Raw genomic sequence first — 16,706 nt, 5'->3', positions numbered from 1 at the left:
AGCATTCTGAACCTGAGTCTCAGGTTCTTACCCTCTGGCCGTTCACATTAGTGAGTTTTATGAGGAGAGCTCTATGGAAATGAAAGACCCCATGGGGGAATTGTTGTCCAGTCTTGAACATATTGTATTAACACGCGAAGTTATCCAGGCCGCTCCCGCATTAAAGGGTGAAGTGTCGATACCCGAACCAAAACGCATCAGGGAAATTACCGGCATGGAGATTGATGAGTTTGCCCTGGCATTGGGCGTTAGCGTGTCGTCAGTGAAGAGTTGGGAAGCAAAGCGCACCAAGCCTTCGCGCAGTGCACAGAAGTTGATGCAGTTGATACAATTCAATCCCTGTCTCAGCAGGCAGCTGCTGGGATAAAAAAAGAAACCCGCCGTTTGGCGGGTTTTGTGTTTATAGCGCGCTACTTAGCGCCTACTGTAGCAGCGAAATATCCGCTACCTGAAGGAACAGGTCGCGCAGCTTAGCCAGCAGCGTCAGGCGGTTGATCCGCACTTCGCGCTCTTCGGCGTTAACCATCACTTTCTCAAAGAAGTTATCCACGGCGGTACGCAGCTGGGCCAGCTCGATCAGGGCGTCCTGATAGCGGCCTTCAGCAAAGTAAGGCGCCAGCTTGCTGGTCAGCGCCGAGACGTAGGTCGCCAGCTGGATCTCTTCGTTCTCCTTCAGCAAGGAAGCCGATACGCTGTCGTTCAGCGGCTCGGTCGCCTTAGCCAGAATGTTAGAGACACGTTTGTTGGCGGCGGCCAGCGCCGCGGCCTCTTCCAGCGAGCGGAAGTGCGAGACGGCCTTCATGCGGGCGTTGAAGTCGGCCGGACGCGTTGGGCGACGGGCCAGCACGGCCTGGATAGTATCCACGCTGTGGCCTTCTTCCTGATACCAGCTGCGGAAGCGGCCCAGCATGAAGTCGATCACCTCATCAACCACCTTGCCGTTGCTCAGCTTGCTGCCATAGAGACGAACCGCTTCCCCGGTCAGCGTTTGCAGATCGAGCGGCAGATTTTTTTCGACGATAATGCGCAGCACGCCGAGCGCCGCACGACGCAGTGCGAACGGGTCTTTATCGCCTTTTGGATGCTGGCCAATACCGAAAATGCCGGCCAGCGTGTCCATCTTGTCGGCGATGGCCAGCGCGCAGGCAACCGGGTTAGATGGCAGATCGTCACCGGCAAAGCGCGGCTGATACTGCTCGTTAAGCGCCACGGCAACGTCTTCCGCTTCGCCGTCGTGACGGGCATAGTGCATTCCCATCACGCCCTGGGTGTCGGTAAATTCGAACACCATGTTGGTCATCAGGTCGCATTTAGACAGCAGGCCCGCGCGGGTGGCGTGATTAACGTCGGCGCCGATCTGCGCGGCAATCCAGCCAGCCAGCGCCTGAATGCGGTCGGTTTTGTCACGCAGCGTGCCCAGCTCTTTCTGGAACAGCACGGTTTCCAGACGAGGCAGGTTGTCTTCCAGGCGCTTTTTGCGGTCCGAGTTGAAGAAGAACTCGGCATCGGCCAGGCGCGGGCGAACGACCTTCTCATTGCCGGAAATAATCTGCTGCGGATCTTTCGACACGATATTGCTGACAAAAATGAAGTTGGGCAGCAGCTTGCCTGCCTGGTCGTAGACCGGGAAGTACTTCTGGTCACCTTTCATGGTGTAAACCAGCGCTTCAGCCGGCACTGCAAGGAACTTCTCTTCAAATTTTGCCGTCAGCACTACCGGCCACTCCACCAGGGAAGTCACCTCCTCCAGCAGGCTGTCGCTCAGATCGGCAACGCCGCCGATTTCGCGCGCGGCGGCTTCGGCATCGGCTTTGATCTGCGCCTTACGCGCTTCATAGTCGGCCTGCACCTTGCCGCGCTCCAGCAGGATATGCGGATACTGGTCGGCGTGGTCGATAGTGAACTCGGCTTCGCCCATAAAGCGGTGACCGCGCAGGATGCGGGCGGAAGCCACGCCCAGAATGGTCGCTGGCAGGCTCTCTTCACCCAGCAGCAGCGTTACGGTGTGCACCGGACGCACGAACTGCACCTCGGAGTCACCCCAGCGCATCAGTTTCGGGATTGGCAGCTTCGCCAGCGAGGTGCTTACCATGGCTGGCAGCAGCGACTGCGCGCTCTCGCCTTTTACATGGGCGCGGTACAGCAGCCATTCGCCTTTATCGGTGCTCAGGCGTTCGGCCTGGTCTACGGTGATGCCGCAGCCGCGAGCCCAGCCTTCGGCGGCTTTGGTCGCCACGCCGCTGGCATCAAACGCGGCGGCAATCGCCGGGCCACGTTTTTCTACTTCACGGTCCGGCTGCGCGGCGCTCAGGTTAGCCACTTTCAGCGCCAGGCGGCGCGGCGCGGCATACCAGCTAACGTCGCCGTGGGTCAGGCCTGCGGCATCCAGCTCGGCGGTAAAGTTTGCGGCAAACGATTCGGCAAGATTGCGCAGTGCCTTTGGTGGCAGCTCTTCAGTGCCGATCTCCACCAGAAAAGTTTTCTCAGTCATGGCGGTCTCTTATTTCTTGTTATTGCACATCGGGAAGCCGAGCGCTTCGCGAGAGGCGTAGTAGGCTTCCGCCACGGTTTTAGTCAGGGTGCGAATGCGCAGAATATAGCGCTGACGCTCGGTCACGGAGATCGCCTTACGCGCATCCAGCAGGTTAAAGGTATGACCCGCCTTCAGAATGCGTTCGTAGGCTGGCAGCGGCAGCGGTTTCTCCAGCGCCAGCAGGCTTTGCGCCTCTTTCTCATACTGCTCGAAGCAGGTAAACAGGAAGTCGACGTCCGCGTACTCAAAGTTATAGGTGGACTGCTCTACTTCGTTCTGGTGGAACACGTCGCCATAGGTGGTTTTCCCCAGCGGGCCGTCGCTCCAGACCAGATCGTATACGCTGTCCACGCCCTGAATATACATCGCCAGGCGTTCCAGGCCGTAGGTGATTTCACCGGTTACCGGCTTGCACTCCAGGCCGCCAACCTGCTGGAAGTAGGTGAACTGCGTCACTTCCATACCGTTCAGCCAGACTTCCCAGCCGAGGCCCCAGGCGCCCAGCGTAGGGTTTTCCCAGTTATCTTCCACGAAGCGGATATCGTGGATGGTGGGGTCCATACCCAGCTCTTTCAGCGAGCCAAGGTACAGCTCCTGAATGTTGTCCGGCGATGGCTTAATGATCACCTGAAACTGATAGTAGTGCTGCAGGCGGTTTGGGTTTTCGCCGTAGCGGCCATCGGTAGGACGGCGTGACGGCTGAACGTAGGCGGCCGCAATCGGCTCCGGGCCCAACGCGCGCAGGCAGGTCATAGGATGAGAGGTGCCAGCGCCGACTTCCATGTCCAGTGGTTGAACGATGGTACAGCCCTGACGAGCCCAGTAATCCTGTAAGGTCAGGATCAGTCCCTGAAAGGTTTTAGTATCAAACTTTTGCATGTTGGATCCGCACGCGATACGAGAGGTTATAAAAAGTGGGCGTCAGTATACCCTTTGACCGCCCGTTAGTCAGCCCGCAGTCGCTGACAAAGGACAGACGGCAACGTGCAGCGGCGTCGGCGGCGATGGAAAACCTCTTTTCCAGCGGCGAATGGCGTTGAAAACCCCGTCGTCAGAATAATCTTCTGATCTGTGGGCGACCGGCTGGTTAATCCTGCGCATTTAATTTGGTTTAAATTTGAGCTAGCCTCTCCTGGTACAAAAAAACGCCAGTCTGATTACATGGATTTCCCGTTACAAGGAGTAACGCTGATGACAATGGCCCGGTCAGCGTTGATGAGATATGAAGAAATTACCGATCGTTTTCGCTGCGTTAGTCATCATCGTGACTGGTTCATATTTATACCTGAATCGTAGGGATGTCAGAGTGATAGCTGCGCATCATGGAGAATATACGGCGCAAATTCTTGTTGATCGTCTGCCGCTATCAAAATCGGATAGCATCGCATGGTGGATAGAGAACAAGTCTGAAATATTGTCTAAATATCATATTGTCCCTGACGAAGATGGTGGGCCGAAATTTATAACGATTTTTGCATTTGGCAAGGGGTATCAGGAACCGAGCCAGGAAGACAGATTATGTTTCGAGGACGTTACGCCACCTAAAAATTGTATTGATAAAGACATTCTGATGGCCGTTCACGTAACCCGAAATGGTGATACTAAATTCAGCTTCAAATATTCTTCTTACCTCCTCACCAAAGAGGGGAAAATCACTAAATCTAAAAGTGACTGAGCAGCGAATTCCTGTTTTGTGAGCAAAGCCGAAGTTTAAAAAGCGTAAGCGATATCATTTCGCTGCGTTTTATTTTTTGTTTCTTTTGAAAGGTGACCGTCTGTTCTGTTCGGACACCTTTTTATATTTCTGCCGGTTGATAATTATCCCTTCGCAGTGGGTACGTGCTCCGTTGCCTGTTTTTTGTTGTATCGACCCTAAATCCTTTCCACGATGGAATGACACTATCCACCTGCGCTGAGCGGATTACTTCTCTCCCTCTTCCGACACTTTCTCTAATACGTATTCAAGAGAGGCTTTGAACATCGGTCCATGAGAAAGGCCGGGAAACAGCTGATAGTTTGCCGCTACGCCCTCTGCGCTAAGTCGGTTAACGCTGTTCCTGACCGCCGTCAGTACATCAGGATTAAACGCCTGTCGCTTATTAATCGGGTCGCCATCGCCTTCCAACAGCGTTAATTGTTTACTACCGTCCCGGTTCTTTGCAGTGGACTCGATCTCATCCAGCAGAAAAAAATAGCCCTGCCCAAGGGATGGACTGGTGGAATAGTAGCGGGTGAAAAAATCAGAGGACAGGTAGGCCTCCAGCACAAATAATCCGCCGTAAGAGTGACCCCAGAGTCCCCGGTTAGCGGCATTGATTTTAAGCCCTTTCTCAACCTGAGGCGCGATGGTCTTTTCCAGCAGATTACGGAACTGGTTACTTCCCCCACGCATTCTGCCGTTGCTATCCACTTCAGGGATGTCATTCCCCCGTTTATTGCTGGCCGGGGTATAATCCAGGGTTCTGGCTAGCTGATCAAAAGGCAGCGCTGTCTGATAACCGATGGCAACCAGAACGGGTGGGCTATGTTCTGAGAGTTTTTTTAACAAAGGCTCTGATAACCGAGCCATAGCGGAGTTGCCATCCAGCAGATAAAGCACCGGAAATCCTGCTTTTGGCGGCGCTTTATCAGGCACGGCGGTCCACACTTTGTAGTGTCTTTTCCCGTCAACAGAATCAAATTTGCTTATTGTAAAATGATAGAACGAGGAGCCTTCATCCGCGATATTCGGCCCGAGCGGACGCATATCCGGGCGGGAATAGCTGCTGCCTGCATATAAGGCGGTCAGACATATCGCCAGCCCTGTCACTATTCGCCTGTTTTCAATGCGGTATAACCAATGAGACATAATAATTCCTCTTTGACATTCCCCGTCCCTAACGACGGGGAATTACGCTATGCCGGGTAAGGTTAACCGTCAGAAGTGCAGCCCCAGATCCACATAGTAGATGCGGCCCGGTTCGTTATAGGTATTTGCCCCGGCTCCCCACAGGTAGGCACCTGTTGTGGCGTTGCCAGTACTCTGGGCATTCCCCTCGCGGAAATGGCGTTTATCGAACAGATTATCGATACCGGCAGTGACATCCATATATTTAGTCACGTTATAAGTCGCACTCATGCCAACCAGCGCATAAGGTTTAACCTGACGAGTTTCACTGCCTGAAGTCGCTTCGCCTTTATAGTTATATTTTTTCGGTTTCTGAGTGCCATACCATGTCAGCGTACTCTGTAAGGACAAATCGTTAGTCGCTTGCCAGCTCAGCGTCGAGTTAATGGTATATTTCGGGATAATCGACAGGTAATCGCCGGTGGTTTTATTTTTGTTTTCGATAATATAGGTGAAGTTGTTTTTCATCTTCAGCGTATCGGAGATCGGGAAGTTAAATGTTCCTTCCAGACCCTGAACCACGGCTTTAGGCACGTTTTCCCACTTGTAAATATCTGACGTACCGTTGGAGTATTGTGCCGCATAGCCTCCTTCAATTTTGTCGTGGTAGTCGTTGCGATACCAGGTCAGCCCGGCCTGTATCTCATCGTGGTTATATTCAATACCGATCTCTTTATTCACGCTGGTCTCGGCTTTCAGATCGCTATTTCCCTGTAGGTAACAGGATCCCGAACTGGCATAGCAGCCCTGACCTTTACTGAATAACAGGTAGTTGGGATTGGTCTGGTAGAGGTTCGGCGCTTTCCACGCCCGGGCGATACCCAGTTTCAGCGTGAAATCACTTCCCAGTTCCTGGGAGAGATTCACGGCAGGACTCCAGTTACTGCCGGAAATGCTTTGATGGTTAAAGCGGACAGCCGGCGTCAGCAGGGTTGTATCCGTAAGCTCAATATTGTCTTCGGTGTAGATGCCGTAAATATCGGCAGAGCTATACAGATCGCGCCCTTCAGCGGAGATCCCGTTTACTTCGCCACCCGCAGAGGTGGATTCGGTATTAGAAGCGGGATCTTTCATCGCCTGGTGATTAAACTCGGCGCCAAAGGTCAGGGTCTGATTAACCCACAGGTCAAGCGGAACATTGACCTCTGAATGCAGATTGGTGTCAGTCAGGTTTATGGTAGAAAATCCCTCATTTGAGGGGCTGAATATCCCGGCGATGCCGCCAGATAACCCTTCGTTGAGACGAGTATTACGGGTTTTCTCAAACTGAACGTAGTTATTAGTGGTAATGCCGTTATCCCATGCGCCAGTGTATTTCAGGCTAAGCGTCTGACGATATAAGATGTTGGTTTCTTTACCGTAATATTTTTTTACCAGCGCGTTGCTGTTGGTGTTCTGCGTGTCACCCGCGTACAGGTTACCCTGACGACTAAAGCCGGTATCGAGTTCCAGCGATTGCCTCGGTAAAAATTCCCAGCGCAAAGCGGAATGAATGTCTTTATTGATAAAGCCTTCCCGACCGGATGGATAGGTGTCTGCATAAGAACCGATGCGCGGAGTGGTGTGGCTTTCGTTAATATCCTGGGCATCAGCCTGCGTTTTATTCCAGTTGCCATACAGCCGAAGGGTGAGGTTGTCAGTCAGCGCGCCGCTAAGGCTGGCGTTATAGCGTTTTGTGGCGCCTTCCGATTTGTGCTGAGGGACATTAAAATAGCTGTTAAAGCTACCATGCCATTCGTCGGTGGTCGGTTTGGTAATAATATTCACCACTCCGCCCATTGCGCCATTACCGTAAATTGCTGCGGCCGGGCCCCGTAAAACATCAATATGATCGATCATTTCCGGCGGAACCCAGTTGGTGTCGCCGCGGGTATCACGCTCATCACTCCAGCCATACCGTACAGAATTACGGCTGCTCACCGGCATACCATCAATAAGGATCAGGGTATTTTCCGGACCCATTCCGCGAATATCAATCTGGCGGTTGTTGCCACGCTGGCCACTGTTTGAGTTCCCCGTAAGATTGACGCCGGGCATGGTGCGAATAATTTCGGCAACGTCGCGCTGTACGGGGTGCTTTTTAATCGCTTCGCTATCAATCGTTGAGACGCCTGGCGCCTGTAGCGTCTGTTCTCTGGCGGTCACGACCATCGTATTTTCTGCGGGAACATTTTTCTCCGAGATAGTCAGTTTTTCACTCTGGCCGTTGTTCTGTTTTACCCCAGTTCCGGTATCGTCTGCCATAACCAGCGAGATGCTCAGGCCATACGAAATAATTGGAACCAATAAAGAGTACCGATTCATAAATTTCATAATGTCATTATCACCTTGGTGTAAGGAAATGCCTTTTATTGTAAATAAAAACAATAAATATAATGATAATCATTACCATTTACAACAAAGGATGTGTATGACCCTGACCCCTAATCCGCTCTCCGATTTCTCACCGTAAAGGTTGTTCAACACTCGTAGCCCGGCTACCCTCTGATACGCATTGATGCACGATGAATGAGGAAAAGATGAAGGAAAAGATTGTCTGGATTGATAATTTGCGCGCGGTGGCCTGCCTGATGGTGATCATGATCCACACCACCACCTGGTATGTGACTAACAGCACGGCGGTTGAAGAACACACCTGGGATATCTCCAACCTGCTGAATTCCCTCTCACGCGTCTGCGTGCCGCTTTTCTTTATGATTTCGGGCTATCTGTTCTTTGGCGAGCGCAGCGCGCAGGGCCGCCATTTCCTGCGCATCGTGCTGTGCCTGGTCTTTTACAGCGCCGTGGCGCTGGCCTATATCACCTGGCTGACGCCGATCAGCGAAGGGCTTTCGGTTAAGCATCTGCTGCAAAAACCGGTGTTCTATCACCTGTGGTTTTTCTTCGCCATTATTCCCATTTATCTGCTCTCGCCGCTGATTCAGGTCAAGGCGGTGCGCGCCGGATATCTGGCGGCAGTGACGCTGGTGCTGGCGGTGCTGGCAAACCCGAATACTGTCGATCGGTCCGTCGGGCCATTCCACTGGCTGCCGCTGAATCTGTATCTGAGTGGCGACAGCTTCTACTACCTGCTTTATGCGCTGTTTGGGCGGGCGATCGGCACGATGGAGACCAACAAACGGGGCGTTAGCTGGCTGGCGGGAGGGGTGTTTATCGCCTGCGTGGCGGGCATTGCGATGGGCACCAAAAAGCAGATGGCGATTAACGGCGCCTTTGCCGATACCTGGTATTTATACTGTGGGCCGGTGGTTTTTATCGCGGCGGTCAGCCTGCTGGTGCTGTTCAAAAATTGCCTCAATCAGCGACCTTTGCCGATTTTAGCGCTTATTTCCCGCTATTCTCTGCCGATTTACGGCTTCCATGCGCTGTTTATCCACTTTATGCGCACCCATCACCTTGACCATACCGATCGCCCTTTGATTGATATTCCGCTGGTGTTCACCATCACGCTGCTGGGCAGCCTGCTGCTGGCGCTGGGATTACGTCGGATCGATAAGACGCACTTAGTGAGTTAGGGAAATACCTGGCGCTACACCTGCCATCTTTGCAGCGCGCGGCGAAGCTGGCGTGAGGAAGAGAAACCGGCCGACAGCGCCGCTTTCTCTGCCCCTTCTCCCTGCTGCAACCGCTGCTGCGCTATCGCCACCCGCAGCTGCTGATGGTAATCCCGCACGCTGATCCCCAGATGCTGCCTGAACAGTCGCGTCAGATGGCGCGGGCTGACATGCACCTTTTCGGCAATCTCTTCCAACTGCCAATTCTGCTCCGGGTGCACCAGCAGTAAATCCTGGGTGCGATGAATGGCCGGGTGCATATGGTTGCGATAGCGCAGCCACGGTGAGAGCTGCGGATCGTCTCCCGAGCGGCGAAAATAGATCAGCATTTCCCGCGCCACGCTGAGCGCAGTTTGCGCGCCGCAAAGCTGATTAATCAGATGGAGGGACAGGTCGATACCAGCGGTAATGCCGGCGCTGGTCCAGATGCCACGATCTTCCACAAAGATGCGATTTTCCTTCACGAGAGCGGCAGGCGCGGCCTTTTTCAGCCGGGAAATGACTTCGTGGTGGCTGGTGCACTGCACGCCGTTCAGCAATCCGGCTTTTGCCGCCAGAATCGTGCCTGAGCAGATGCAGACCAGGGAAATCTGTCGGGCATGAATATCCGGCTGCTGGCGCATCAGCCAGTTACGCGCGGCTACGCCCTGCGGCATATCGAAGCAGGTCGCTGAATCATGCACGCCCGGTACGACTAACAGGCTACCGGCCGGTAGCCGATCGGGCAGCGGTTCGATGCGGCTGACGGTCATATCGGTGGAGGTCATAATACTCTCCTCCGGGCCGATATAGCGCAGCTCAAACGCGCCGCCTGCCAGCTTCAGCGTTTCCGCCGGACCGGTCACATCCAGCGACATGATGCCGGGCACCATCAAAAACCACACCGGGATCGTCATGCTATGGCAACTCCTGCAGGCACTCCTCCACCGAACGGATGGCGGCGAAACGGTTGATTAAGACGCTTTCGGTGCGATGACGCAGGTCAGCGACGCTCAGCGTGATGCCGTTATGGCTAATTGGGAAGGTTAGCGTTGCTTCGGTGACGAACGTTACCCGATAGCCCATATCAGAGGCCACGCGGGCGGTGGTTTCGCAGCACTGCTCGGTGCGCAGGCCGCAGATAATCACATGTTCGATGTTCTGCTCACGCAGCCACGCCTCCAGCCCGGATTCGGTTAGCGCGTTATGCACCCGTTTCCGCACCGTTTTCACCACCTCATGCTTGAGGAAAGGCAGACGTTCTACCAGACCTGAAGCCAGCGAGAAAGGACCGTCCTCCTCAACATGGAATACATCAACAACCGGAATGCCGCGAAGGCGGCAGCCTTCAATCAGGGCGCTAATGCTGCGCTCGAAAGCCGGCGTTTCAGCGGTCTCCTGATAGCCACGATGATAGAAGGACTGCTGCGCGTCAATCACTAAAAGTACGGATTTGGTCATTTCTGGACTCCAGAGAGCAAGGGGGTAGCCCAATGATCGCGGGAATCGGCCAGGCAGTGAAGGCCAAAAACGGACATGATCCTGTCAGGGTAGGACTCGTGGAATACCCGAGCTACATTCTGCGGATCTTTAAAAGAGGAAGACTGTCGTTTTCGGTGTAGGGAGGATTTTAAATTCGGCTGGGGTTGTCAGTGATTTTGGAGAGTTTGGCTTCCGTGATCGTATCCATTGTCATTATTGCTGTTAACAGCGCTAAAATGGCTATATCTATGAACAGCCTTCATGAGTTCTGCGTGCGGGTGGGATAAACAGGGAACTAGCCCATGCTGAAAGAAAATTTCCACGAACTGCAAATCTTTCTGGTTGTTGCCAGAGAGCGAAGTTTTACCAAAGCAGCCGCTAAGCTTGGCGTTTCACAGTCGGCACTTAGCCATGCGATGAAAGCGCTGGAAGAGCGCTTAAATATACGGCTGCTGACCCGAACCACCCGCAGCGTTGCGCCAACGGAAATGGGCGAGAGAATCATTGCCTGTCTGGACCCGCGTTTTGCCGATCTTGAACAGGAGCTGGAGGCTCTTATTCAACTAAATGGCACTGCCTCAGGCTATATCCGACTCTCTGCGGGAGAGCATGCCGCACGCAACCTGCTGTGGCCAAAACTGAAGCCGTTTCTAAAGGAATATCCAGAAATTAAGGTCGAACTGGTTGTAGATAACGGCTTTGTCAATATTGTGGAAGGGCGTTTCGATGCCGGAGTTCGCCTGGGCGAAAGCGTTGATAAGGACATGATCGCCGTAAGGATTGGGCCGGATATGCGTATGGTGGTGGTCGGCGCCCCTGAATATTTTGCTGAAAATCCTGTTCCGGAAACGCCGCATGAGCTTCAGCACCATCGGTGCATCAATTTGCGTCTGCCAACCGCCGGGGGGCTGTACCACTGGGAGTTCGAGAAGGAAAAGAAACCGCTGCGCGTCAGGGTTGAAGGACAGCTGACGTTTAATTCGTTGTCGGAAAGAATGGATGCGGTGCTGTCTGGATTTGGCATCGCCTGTGTGCCTGAGGACATGGTTCAGGAATTTGTAGAGTCCGGAGAACTTATTCAGGTTTTGCAGGAATACTGTCCGTCTTTCCCCGGTTACTACCTTTACTACCCCAGTCGCAAACAGCATCCCCCCGCGTTTGCGCTGATGATAGAGGCTCTGCGTCAGCCCTGAATCACTGGCTTACGAAATACGTAAGCCAGTTTACGCTGTTAGCGCCCTACCCGAGCCTGTAGCGCGGCCGGATAACGCTCGCCCACGATTGACACCGTCTCAAGCGCCTGCGTGATTTTACGCAGATCGTTCTGAGACAGAATGATCTCTGCGGCCCCCAGATTTTCCGCAAGCCGATGCCGCTTTGTGGTGCCTGGGATCGGCACTATCCACGGTTTTTGCGCCAGCAGCCAAGCCAGCGCAATTTGCGCTGAGGTCACGCCTTTTTCTGCGGCAAGCTCGCCCAGCAGCGCGATCAATTTTTCATTCGCTGCAAGCGCTTCGGCAGCAAAACGCGGCACTTTGCTGCGGAAATCGTCCTCACCGAACGTTGCCCCGGCCTTGATGGCGCCGGTCAGGAAGCCTTTCCCTAACGGGCTGAAGGGGACAAACCCAATACCCAGCTCCTCCAGCAGCGGCAGGATTTCCTGCTCGGGTTCACGCCACCACATGGAATATTCACTTTGCAGAGCGGCAACCGGCTGTACAGCATGTGCACGACGAATAGTCTGTGCGCCGGCTTCTGAAAGACCGAAATGTTTGACCTTGCCTTCAGCAATCAGATCCTTCACCGTGCCCGCAACATCTTCAATGGGAACATCAGGGTCGACACGGTGTTGATATAACAGATCGATGACGTCTGTTTTGAGGCGACGCAGGGAGCCTTCCACGGCTTTGCGGATATGCTCCGGGCGGCTGTTTAAAATCTGCTGCTTGTTGTCATCACCAAAGGTAAAGCCAAACTTAGTGGCAATAACGACCCGGTCGCGAAACGGTTTCAGAGCCTCGCCGACCACCTCTTCATTCAGATACGGGCCATACACTTCGGCGGTATCAAAGAAAGTGACGCCTTGCTCAATAGCGGCGCGAATCAGTTCGACAGCCTGGCGGGTATCCGTGGCCGGACCATAACCGAAGCTTAGCCCCATACAGCCCAGACCCAATGCCGACACTTCAAGGCCGGATTTACCGAGATAACGTTTTTGCATTAAGAAGTACCTCTTCTTGCGCGGTGTTAAACATCAAGTTCACGACCGGTAAGCCATTCCACCATGGCCGGATCCCGGTGTGAGAAGAAAGCGCTCGTTGCGGTATCGAGAGCGGCAATGTGCAGCATGTCTTCCTGGCTAAGCTCAAAGTCGAGGAGGGTGATATTTTCCTCCATTCGCGCTTTCCGTACGGTCTTCGCCAGTGAGACAATGCCGCGCTGAAAAATCCAACGCAAAATGACCTGGCCTACACTTTTGCCATATTTCTTAGCCATCGCGGCTAATACGGGATGCTGGAACAGGCCGTTTTTTCCTTCTGCAAAGGGTGCCCATGCTTCAGGCTGAATTCCACGGCTCAGCATCCAGGGCACCGTATGCAGCTGTTGGTTGAAGGGGTTTACTTCAATCTGGTTTACCGCCGGCGTCACTTTGTTGAACGCGATAAGGTCGGCAAGCCTGTCCGGATGGAAGTTGCTAACGCCAATCGCGCGGATTTTCCCGGCCTGCTGCAGCTCTTCCATGGCTCGCCATGCGCCATGAACATCACCGTAAGGCTGGTGGATCAGATAGAGGTCAACATAATCCAGCTGCAGGCGGTTTAATGAGCGTTCGAACTGTGCTTTAGCTCCTTCATAATGGGTGTCCCCCAGCCACAGTTTGGTGGTGATAAAAAGCTCGTTGCGTGCAATGCCGCTTTGTTTCAGCGCATTCCCGACCTGGATTTCATTCTGATAGGAAGCGGCAGTATCAATCAGGCGATAACCGGTTTCGATGGCGTCAATAACGGCACGCTCGCATTCGATGGCATCCGTCATCTGAAATACACCAAAGCCTAACCGGGGCATTTCAATCCCGTTGTTCAGTGTTACTGTGTGCATGACGTTAACCTTCGGCTGTTGTATATACACATCATTCTTCAGGCTACCTCTGCGTTGGCTAAGCGCATTCATCCCAGTCCGGTACTTATTACGCTGCCAGGGACTCATTCACTTTTCGCCTTGCTGCAATCTGAATGATTTAGTGAATGAAAAGCATAACGCAGCCTTATTTACTTAATTAGAGGGGGTCATTCGCTAGGGTTAATTAGCTGGATTCATTAATCCTGAGATGCATATCACTGCTAACCAACTGGTCATCCTCTCCGTCGTTCTTCTATGAATCTTTTACTTTTTTACCGAAATGGTCAGTGCCATCAGGGCGCTGGCTAGCGTAAATAGCGCGATTATCCAGCTCATTGTCCACGGCGTGCCATCATTGAGTAGAGCAAGTAACAGCGAAGAGACTATGCCGCTGCCGTATTGCAGTGCGCCCATCAGTGCCGACGCTGAACCGGCGACGTTTGGCACGGCATCCAGTGCGCAAGCTGTAGAGGTCGCGGCAATAATTCCGTTCATGGAAAAGAAAACAAATATTGCGCCCACCATAAGGCTAATTCCGCCAAATCTCAGTCCGGTCGCAATGGCAAGTACGACGGCGGAGAGGCTGGCGACAAATACGGCGAGTTTAAGCAAGGCTTCAAGCGGATAACGCTGTACCAGGCGTCGGTTCACCATGCTTACCGCCATCAAGCCAATAATATTTACCGCAAAAAGCCAGCCGTAGTGCTGTGGGTCAACGCCGAAGTAAGTGATGTAAACAAAGGGGGAACCAGTAATAAAAGCGTAGGCGGCGACATAGTAGAACGTCAGACACAGCGTGAAACGCATGAATGTAGCGTTGGACAGTAACGAGTAATAATGACGAAAGGCGCTGGATACCGAGGCCTTAACCCGTTGTTCTTCCGCTAATGTCTCCGGTAGCCAGAATAACGAAGCCAGCATTACTGCGCCGATAATCGCCAGTAGCCAGAAAATAGTATGCCATGAAGTGATTTTAATCATTTGTCCGCCGAGCAGCGGCCCGGCAATTGGCGCAATCGCCATAATGATCATCAGTGTTGAAAGCATTTGTGCTGCACGAGTACGACTAAACAGATCGCGAATCATCGCTCTGGCCAGCATCGGTCCAGTACATGCTCCCAAAGCCTGAAACACGCGCCAGAAAACGATTTGCACGATATGGGTCGATAATGCGCATCCAACTGAACCCGTAACGAACAGGCCCATGCCAATGAAGAGTGGCAGGCGTCGGCCCAAATGATCGCTGACCGGCCCCCAAATAAGTTGTGCAATGCAAAAGCCGATTAAAAAACCGGTTATCGTTAATTCAGCATCGCCCTGTAAATCTTTTGCCATGACCGGCATGGCAGGGAGATAGATATCGGTCGATAAGGACGTTACGGCCATTAATGCGCTGAGGATCAGAACAAATGTAAGGCCGGTCGATTTGTGGGTTGCGGTTAGCGATCGTGCCTCTGAGTCAATCATAGTCATCCATCGGGGCATTAAGAGATAAACGGATGTTAGCGACTTTCTGCTGGCAGATAATGCCAGGCAGAAGGATAGGCACTATGAGTAGTATTCATAAATGTTTAGACATTAAGCGCTATCTGGAGGGTTGTACAAACGAACGGGATACCCCTAAATATGATTAATATTATAGGGTTCAGTCATAGAGCCATTTACCCTCTCGGGCTGATTTTGCCAACATGCGGAGGGTCAGCGGCAATGGTTCATCGTCATTCCCTCCGCAGGTTAACAGCGCATACAGTATGAATGTCTCAGGCGGCCAGTATTTAGAGAAATCAAAATTAGCACGCTCAACTCTGAACGTGTCGAAATATTCATTCATAATATCTGCTCCTGTTTCACTCGCCCAAACATACTTACCTGTTGAAAGACTTGTATCAATAGTTACAGGCCACCGTTTTTTTGAAAACAGGCCGGGCTTGTTGAATCTTAAATTATACCAGGCTATGACATCGTCATCACTTACCATAGTTTGTCATTACCCCGCGCTATGGTGTTGTACCGGTTGGTTGCTTTATATGCGATGGTAGAAACATCCGCAGCAATAACGAAAATCCCCAGAATTGGAATCCACCGACCAACGAACGCACCAAGATTTGTTACATATGAGAATTTGAGGCGTTTGAGACTTCCGGTGGTAAGGGTAGGCAAGCGTCTGGTTTCAACGTTCAGATAATGCCGCAACTCTGAGCTAAGCGGTGAGGTTCCTAACGTTGCTTTATTGGGTTTCCCCCTGGTGTCTATCGTCGGCTGGCCAAGGAGGATAAGGCCTACGGTAAGGAAATCCGTCACGTCAAACTGCTCACTGGTTTCATCAAGGAAAATCCAAAAAAGCAGCTCACCGGCTGACAAATTAGAATAGCCTTTGTAGAAATATGTCCCGTTAAGCTCTTCAACCGTATCCATGTTGCACCTATCTGGTTACGCGCTCATTCCATGCATCACTGTACTGAATATTTCCATCAAGGTAATGCCAGGTTATTTTGTTATAGCGAAGCTGCACCTGCTCTTTATGCCCTACGTTAATCACGGTTTTGGTGTCATGCATCATCGGGGTTACTGATACAATTTTCACGCCTTCCAACAGCATGTTGTAATATTCTACCTCCTGTCCGGCATTGTTGATGGCGTACCACTTGAACTCAGCAGATTGTAAATTCTGACCGGTTGCCACAGCCTTGAACAAGTAAGGCGATGAGCTATCAAAATCCTTCTCAAAAATTAGCGCACCGTGCACTCGTGTGCCCGTTAGTTTTCCGGTATTGCCGTCAGTTGGGATATAGAGGTTATGGCTGAATGAAGTTATTTCTATTGAGTACTCTCGGTACTGGACATCAACAGATCCTTTGATAAGCGCGCCGCCATCATCTCTTAGCCACAGGTAAGCAGGAATTGCCATTTTCAATATCCTTATAAAAAACCGATGAATTATGAGTCGTGAGTCCTCAGACTAAAGGTCAATGATTAAGTTAAATGCACAACTTCTGATGGTTGTAGCCATCTGAGCATCCAGCAGACAGAATGTTTCATCATCCTGAATGTATCGCCAATACTAACCCATAGTAATTACGTACTGAAATTAAAAAATAAGCTTAGCGTACATTTTCTTCCTGTTAAGTTGCAGACGTCACCTTAGCACTTT

16 protein-coding genes are annotated in these 16,706 nt (G+C 52.2%); 4 read left to right on the top strand and 12 right to left on the bottom strand.

Annotation, left to right across the window (positions count from 1 at the left end; all coding sequences use genetic code 11):
* Positions 1-73: 73 nt before the first annotated feature.
* Positions 74-367 (top strand): HTH-type transcriptional regulator, encoded by a 294-nt coding sequence (locus NG99_RS05565; protein ID WP_034889223.1) that lies wholly within the window; start codon positions 74-76, stop codon positions 365-367.
* 54 nt (positions 368-421) lie between these two features.
* Here the strand turns inward: NG99_RS05565 and glyS are convergent, their stop codons facing one another.
* The gene (glyS, locus tag NG99_RS05560; protein WP_034889221.1) at positions 422-2,491 is read right to left on the bottom strand and encodes a glycine--tRNA ligase subunit beta; all 2,070 of its coding nucleotides are present in this window, start codon (positions 2,489-2,491) and stop codon (positions 422-424) included.
* 9 nt (positions 2,492-2,500) lie between these two features.
* Positions 2,501-3,412, bottom strand: a complete 912-nt coding sequence (gene glyQ, locus NG99_RS05555; protein ID WP_034889219.1) for a glycine--tRNA ligase subunit alpha — start codon at positions 3,410-3,412, stop codon at positions 2,501-2,503.
* A 343-nt stretch (positions 3,413-3,755) separates the two neighbouring features.
* Between glyQ and NG99_RS05550 the strand changes: the two genes are divergently transcribed.
* Positions 3,756-4,208, top strand: a complete 453-nt coding sequence (locus NG99_RS05550) for a DUF943 family protein (protein WP_034889217.1) — start codon at positions 3,756-3,758, stop codon at positions 4,206-4,208.
* 246 nt (positions 4,209-4,454) lie between these two features.
* Here NG99_RS05550 and NG99_RS05545 read toward each other — a convergent pair whose 3' ends face one another.
* Both NG99_RS05545 and NG99_RS05540 read right to left on the bottom strand, forming a co-directional pair.
* On the bottom strand, positions 4,455-5,381 hold the full coding sequence (locus NG99_RS05545; protein ID WP_034889215.1) for an alpha/beta hydrolase: 927 nt from the start codon (positions 5,379-5,381) through the stop codon (positions 4,455-4,457).
* Between the two features lie 69 nt (positions 5,382-5,450).
* Complete coding sequence (locus tag NG99_RS05540; protein WP_034889213.1) at positions 5,451-7,733, bottom strand: TonB-dependent siderophore receptor; 2,283 nt, start codon at positions 7,731-7,733, stop codon at positions 5,451-5,453.
* A gap of 206 nt (positions 7,734-7,939) precedes the next feature.
* Here NG99_RS05540 and NG99_RS05535 point away from each other — a divergent pair, with 206 nt between their 5' ends.
* The gene (locus tag NG99_RS05535) at positions 7,940-8,935 is read left to right on the top strand and encodes an acyltransferase (protein WP_034889211.1); all 996 of its coding nucleotides are present in this window, start codon (positions 7,940-7,942) and stop codon (positions 8,933-8,935) included.
* A gap of 14 nt (positions 8,936-8,949) precedes the next feature.
* Here NG99_RS05535 and NG99_RS05530 read toward each other — a convergent pair whose 3' ends face one another.
* Positions 8,950-9,870, bottom strand: a complete 921-nt coding sequence (locus NG99_RS05530; RefSeq protein ID WP_034889209.1) for a GlxA family transcriptional regulator — start codon at positions 9,868-9,870, stop codon at positions 8,950-8,952.
* 1 nt (position 9,871) lies between these two features.
* Positions 9,872-10,414, bottom strand: coding sequence for an isochorismatase family protein (locus NG99_RS05525; RefSeq protein ID WP_034889207.1), 543 nt, complete (start codon positions 10,412-10,414; stop codon positions 9,872-9,874).
* Between the two features lie 323 nt (positions 10,415-10,737).
* Between NG99_RS05525 and NG99_RS05520 the strand changes: the two genes are divergently transcribed.
* A complete protein-coding gene (locus NG99_RS05520) occupies positions 10,738-11,628 on the top strand; it encodes a LysR family transcriptional regulator (protein ID WP_034889205.1) in 891 nt (296 codons plus the stop codon).
* A 38-nt stretch (positions 11,629-11,666) separates the two neighbouring features.
* Here the strand turns inward: NG99_RS05520 and NG99_RS05515 are convergent, their stop codons facing one another.
* The 6 genes from NG99_RS05515 to NG99_RS05490 form a co-directional block, all read right to left on the bottom strand.
* A complete protein-coding gene (locus NG99_RS05515) occupies positions 11,667-12,656 on the bottom strand; it encodes an aldo/keto reductase (RefSeq protein ID WP_034889203.1) in 990 nt (329 codons plus the stop codon).
* A gap of 26 nt (positions 12,657-12,682) precedes the next feature.
* Complete coding sequence (locus tag NG99_RS05510; RefSeq protein WP_034889201.1) at positions 12,683-13,534, bottom strand: aldo/keto reductase; 852 nt, start codon at positions 13,532-13,534, stop codon at positions 12,683-12,685.
* Between the two features lie 285 nt (positions 13,535-13,819).
* Complete coding sequence (locus NG99_RS05505; protein ID WP_034889199.1) at positions 13,820-15,022, bottom strand: multidrug effflux MFS transporter; 1,203 nt, start codon at positions 15,020-15,022, stop codon at positions 13,820-13,822.
* A gap of 178 nt (positions 15,023-15,200) precedes the next feature.
* Positions 15,201-15,533 (bottom strand): DUF1493 family protein, encoded by a 333-nt coding sequence (locus NG99_RS05500; protein ID WP_034889197.1) that lies wholly within the window; start codon positions 15,531-15,533, stop codon positions 15,201-15,203.
* The gene (locus NG99_RS05495; protein WP_034889195.1) at positions 15,527-15,970 is read right to left on the bottom strand and encodes an STM2901 family protein; all 444 of its coding nucleotides are present in this window, start codon (positions 15,968-15,970) and stop codon (positions 15,527-15,529) included. The genes NG99_RS05500 and NG99_RS05495 overlap by 7 nt, the downstream gene beginning before the upstream one ends.
* Before the next feature lie 7 nt (positions 15,971-15,977).
* Positions 15,978-16,463, bottom strand: a complete 486-nt coding sequence (locus NG99_RS05490; RefSeq protein ID WP_034889193.1) for an Hcp family type VI secretion system effector — start codon at positions 16,461-16,463, stop codon at positions 15,978-15,980.
* Positions 16,464-16,706: the final 243 nt, after the last annotated feature.

The sequence above is a fragment of the Erwinia typographi genome, from assembly GCF_000773975.1.
GTDB lineage: Bacteria > Pseudomonadota > Gammaproteobacteria > Enterobacterales > Enterobacteriaceae > Erwinia > Erwinia typographi.
Note: the sequence above shows the minus strand (reverse complement) of the source record. Positions and strands in the feature narration are given on the sequence as shown.

Excerpts from the sequence above, each read along its gene's own strand:
- NG99_RS05565 (WP_034889223.1), top strand. The coding sequence starts at position 74 with ATGGAAATGAAAGACCCCATGGGGGAATTGTTGTCCAGTCTTGAACAT.
- glyS (WP_034889221.1), bottom strand. The coding sequence starts at position 2,491 with ATGACTGAGAAAACTTTTCTGGTGGAGATCGGCACTGAAGAGCTGCCA.
- glyQ (WP_034889219.1), bottom strand. The coding sequence starts at position 3,412 with ATGCAAAAGTTTGATACTAAAACCTTTCAGGGACTGATCCTGACCTTA.
- NG99_RS05550 (WP_034889217.1), top strand. The coding sequence starts at position 3,756 with ATGAAGAAATTACCGATCGTTTTCGCTGCGTTAGTCATCATCGTGACT.
- NG99_RS05545 (WP_034889215.1), bottom strand. The coding sequence starts at position 5,381 with ATGTCTCATTGGTTATACCGCATTGAAAACAGGCGAATAGTGACAGGG.
- NG99_RS05540 (WP_034889213.1), bottom strand. The coding sequence starts at position 7,733 with ATGAAATTTATGAATCGGTACTCTTTATTGGTTCCAATTATTTCGTAT.
- NG99_RS05535 (WP_034889211.1), top strand. The coding sequence starts at position 7,940 with ATGAAGGAAAAGATTGTCTGGATTGATAATTTGCGCGCGGTGGCCTGC.
- NG99_RS05530 (WP_034889209.1), bottom strand. The coding sequence starts at position 9,870 with ATGACGATCCCGGTGTGGTTTTTGATGGTGCCCGGCATCATGTCGCTG.
- NG99_RS05525 (WP_034889207.1), bottom strand. The coding sequence starts at position 10,414 with ATGACCAAATCCGTACTTTTAGTGATTGACGCGCAGCAGTCCTTCTAT.
- NG99_RS05520 (WP_034889205.1), top strand. The coding sequence starts at position 10,738 with ATGCTGAAAGAAAATTTCCACGAACTGCAAATCTTTCTGGTTGTTGCC.
- NG99_RS05515 (WP_034889203.1), bottom strand. The coding sequence starts at position 12,656 with ATGCAAAAACGTTATCTCGGTAAATCCGGCCTTGAAGTGTCGGCATTG.
- NG99_RS05510 (WP_034889201.1), bottom strand. The coding sequence starts at position 13,534 with ATGCACACAGTAACACTGAACAACGGGATTGAAATGCCCCGGTTAGGC.
- NG99_RS05505 (WP_034889199.1), bottom strand. The coding sequence starts at position 15,022 with ATGATTGACTCAGAGGCACGATCGCTAACCGCAACCCACAAATCGACC.
- NG99_RS05500 (WP_034889197.1), bottom strand. The coding sequence starts at position 15,533 with ATGGTAAGTGATGACGATGTCATAGCCTGGTATAATTTAAGATTCAAC.
- NG99_RS05495 (WP_034889195.1), bottom strand. The coding sequence starts at position 15,970 with ATGGATACGGTTGAAGAGCTTAACGGGACATATTTCTACAAAGGCTAT.
- NG99_RS05490 (WP_034889193.1), bottom strand. The coding sequence starts at position 16,463 with ATGGCAATTCCTGCTTACCTGTGGCTAAGAGATGATGGCGGCGCGCTT.